This window comes from Escherichia albertii NBRC 107761 = DSM 17582 (genome assembly GCF_000759775.1).
Classification (GTDB): Bacteria; Pseudomonadota; Gammaproteobacteria; order Enterobacterales; family Enterobacteriaceae; genus Escherichia; species Escherichia albertii.
Genome location: NZ_BBMY01000200.1, coordinates 1 through 3,178, shown reverse-complemented (window position 1 = coordinate 3,178; position 3,178 = coordinate 1). Strand labels below are relative to the sequence as shown.

Below are 3,178 nucleotides of genomic sequence, written 5' to 3'. Positions count from 1 at the left end.
TAGAAAACTGCAATAACCTAACCAACCTTACAGGGTTGCCGGTTAATACACAAAACCTGTCTGTCATTAACTGTGAAAAATTACAAATCACAGACATGCCATCGACAGTAAAAAATCTACATATTGAATTAACTGATTCACCATTTATACACATCATACCTGAAGGCATCGAATACCTGACGGTTTGTCGCTGCCATATATCTGGAGTGCCAGAGAGCGTCCGCTACCTTGAGATAAAAGGTAGCGCCACAGACAGCATAAAAAATGTTCCAAACGGGTTATCATCTCTCAGCATCAATAGCTATAACCCGGAGAATCAGGCCAGAATTGACAACCTGATATCACCGTCACTGCAGACGCTATCGCTGACTGGATGTAGCAATATTATACTGCCGGAGAAACTTCCGGAGAGTGTGGCATCTGTAACTATTCATGCGGAGCAGAAAACCACGTGGAACATCGGTGTTGAAGGGATGCCTGATGGGCTGGATCTTGATTTATAAAATGTACTACTCTCCCCAGATGTAGTTAAAGCAAAAAACATCACCTTTCAGGGCAACGCACCGGATGCAGCCTTACACTTTCGCCAGGGAGACATTGTCTATGGACTTGATGGGCCAAGAGAAAAAGTTGTTAAGGCGATCAAAGTAGTTAATGGCCTATCCAAAAAAGATATTATCACACAAAACGCATTAACAAATGCAGTGTGGAGTCGAATGAGGCCTAACAGATATAATACAGATAATACCATCCGCAAACTTCTGAATGATTATAGCCGAGGTTATTGCTTTAGAGATTTTTTAAAGAACCATAACAAGTTTAACGTCACAAGACCGACATTTTCAAAATGTGGTGTTGATGAGTTATGGGCAAAAACAAGCAAAGCCGGTCTGGAGTTTCAGACATTAACACGCGACAAAACAGTTATGTTTTGTGCGGATGAGCTTGTCAACTCACTCAAACTCATTGCTAACAAGTCAGATGGTTATGGTCAGAGTATTACAGCCAGCGAATTACGATGGATTTATCGCAACAAAGACAACGACCAGATACTGAAAAACATAAAGTTTTACTTGCATGGGAAAGAGATACCAGCAGAAAAAATATTAGGCGCACCCGAGTGGAAAGACTACAACCCCAAATACTCTGGAGCCACATATAAGTATTCTTAATGATATTCATTTACAACAGAAGAGCACTAAGCAACTTTTCATTGCGCAAAGGATAAAAACGATGCCATTTTCAATCAAAAACATATTTTCAGGCTCAAAAGGCCCCCCCCTGAAATCTCCGGGCCTATACATGACAAGCCAGTACAGGGGAATTGCACACTAACCTCAACCACATGTACGATACAGGACTATACAGTATGCAGCAGATGGTCCTGCAGTTTTGACATGCGCCCCCCCGGTGCTGGAGACAGAACCTCAAACCTAAAACTCACTGCAACTGAGCTATCATGGCTATCTAAAACAATAGAAACAGAGAGAAATAACACAAAAGAATCGTAACCACTTACCAGAGAACACAAAAAGCCACAGACCCGAAACACCTGACTGCAAGCAACCACCTCCACGGGAGGTGGTTTTACCATGAACTTCCTGTGTACTGACTTGTGTTCATAATAATATTTTGGTGTTTAAACTCAATAAAGTCACAAAAATGATTGTAATCATGTAATGGAGTAAAATTAAAATATTTCTTAATCCCTTTTCCTAAACCATCATAATATGGATGAGCATCTACTTTTTTGTGCATAAAAGACAACCCCTCAAGTAGAGCCGGATGATTACTACGATTAACAATTATTGCACCATTTTCAATATTTACACTATCATTACGACGATCAACATGCACTGCAATTCCATCTGGAGCACGCATTACACCAAGCTTACCTGTAAGCATCATATCCATATCAAGATATATACACCCCTCACCGGATGAAATTCCATGATTCTTTGTGTTATCTGTGCATCTAAAGATTTCCCCAGCCTTCAATAAGGCTAAATTTCTGAAGAAGTCAAACCATGTATGATCTCTCTTCTCTGCATACATATAAATCAAAGAATCCTGCGCATTTGAAATTTCACTCAACTCTTTCTCCAACAGATTCAACAAGTATTCATCTCTTTTGGCTTCAGAGCGTAACTTTTGCTCACATATAATATCATGATAAATATCTGATAGTTTTCTATCATACATGCTGAAATCAACATTTTCCCGATAAATTATCATTATATTTTCAAAATCTTGTTCCAGTTTTGAAAAAGCAACCTTTTGGCTGAATGAAAAATCACCGTCAACAAAAACACCTATTGTACGCTCACTCTCTATCCTTGCTGTATTTATGACATTATCTAAATAGGGATGCTGCTTAGTATTAACTATTGGAACCTCATCCTTCTTATAACGTTCAGGATTAGGTTCAAACCACTGAAAAAGAATAGGCGTTTTTTCATCAATGACCTTTAACTCATACTCCTTTCCTGCAAAAGAAGCCGTTTGACAGGATGAATTCTGCAATATATCAGCGGAGTTATGGCAAATAGTCCTTATCGGTGAAAGCATTAGTCGTCCTGTTTATCCATGTTTTCTTCACAATTATCACTTAACGGGGAATCTCATGGGGAAGCCCTGTCTGCTAACTCTTTAAGCATTAATTATATTGGCATACTCAACCACAAAGTCTCCAGCCATTTTGCCATCTTTATCAGAAGATATGCCAAGGCATAAACAACTTGACAGCAGGAGCGAACCCGGCATTTATAGCCAGCCAGATGGGGCATGAAACTGCGCAGATGGTGTATGAAATTTACGGTATGTGGATTGATGACATGAACGACGAACAGGTAGCCATGTTGTATGCGCGGTTATCGTAGTTGCAAAGTTTGCCCCCATTTGCCCCATTGAGTACCAGAGAACTGAAATAATGCAAGAAAATCAAAAGAATACAAAGAAAGAGATATACAATCTCAACAAGTAAGAGCAAAAATCACAACTATCTAATACATAAAGATTTTATTTGTTTTTCAAAACGTTAAACAATATCAATTACTACTACAAGCTACGATAACCTACTTTTTTTTGCCCCATTTTTGCCACCGAAAAAAATTCCAAAACGTCTCAATCAAAGTCAAACCAACCGCAGCACGTCCTGCATACGACATAGCTGCGGCGG

At 39.3% G+C, this 3,178-nt stretch carries 1 protein-coding gene and 3 pseudogenes; 3 read left to right on the top strand and 1 reads right to left on the bottom strand.

The genetic code is table 11. The features are described 5' to 3' along the window. Together EA14781_RS25095 and EA14781_RS26220 are read left to right on the top strand one after the other, a co-directional pair. Positions 1-1,172: pseudogene (locus EA14781_RS25095) on the top strand (type III secretion system protein); the annotation flags it as partial. Positions 1,173-1,306: 134 nt separating this feature from the next. Beyond that, positions 1,307-1,396: pseudogene (locus tag EA14781_RS26220) on the top strand (hypothetical protein); the annotation flags it as partial. A 191-nt stretch (positions 1,397-1,587) separates the two neighbouring features. On the opposite strand, the gene EA14781_RS21910 reads toward EA14781_RS26220, so the two are convergent. Next, the gene (locus EA14781_RS21910; RefSeq protein ID WP_000950786.1) at positions 1,588-2,568 is read right to left on the bottom strand and encodes an NleB family type III secretion system effector arginine glycosyltransferase; all 981 of its coding nucleotides are present in this window, start codon (positions 2,566-2,568) and stop codon (positions 1,588-1,590) included. 170 nt (positions 2,569-2,738) lie between these two features. On the opposite strand from EA14781_RS21910, the pseudogene EA14781_RS21905 reads away from it, so the two are divergent. Next, a pseudogene (locus EA14781_RS21905) lies at positions 2,739-2,879 on the top strand (site-specific integrase); the annotation flags it as partial. Between the last annotated feature and the right edge of the window lie 299 nt (positions 2,880-3,178).